The sequence below is a fragment of the Pseudomonas sp. SIMBA_041 genome (assembly GCF_046535095.1).
GTDB lineage: Bacteria > Pseudomonadota > Gammaproteobacteria > Pseudomonadales > Pseudomonadaceae > Aquipseudomonas > Aquipseudomonas mucoides.
In genome coordinates, this window is record NZ_JAWRXJ010000166.1 from 1 (window position 1) to 294 (window position 294).

1 protein-coding gene is annotated in these 294 nt (G+C 46.3%); it reads right to left on the reverse strand.

Features of this window, described 5'->3' with window-relative positions; translation table 11 throughout:
- Positions 1 to 98: 98 nt before the first annotated feature.
- Positions 99 to 294, reverse strand: a 196-nt coding sequence (locus SB725_RS30690) for a hypothetical protein (protein WP_410923124.1), incomplete at its 5' end; no start/stop codon positions are given.

Here is a 294-nt window from a genome sequence, read left to right on the forward strand (position 1 = left end):
GTTCCTTTACCAATTTGTCTGCCCCTAAATAAGAACGTTCGTTCCTAATTATGTACAAATAAAATGCGAACGGGCAAATAGAAAAAAACTCCACCTTTTCAGTGGAGTTCAGGCTTGTCATTTTCAGGAGGTCCTACCAAAAGAGTTGTGCTGTCGCCTTCTGGTGGCCCAAATATGGGGCTTCCCCATCCATCTGGCGATGCGAGTAAGTTAGAGACACCGTTGCCTTCTCTGGGTCCACAGCAAGCTGTCATGCTGGCATATCCTGGACCATCTTCCATCTTCATTTGATCC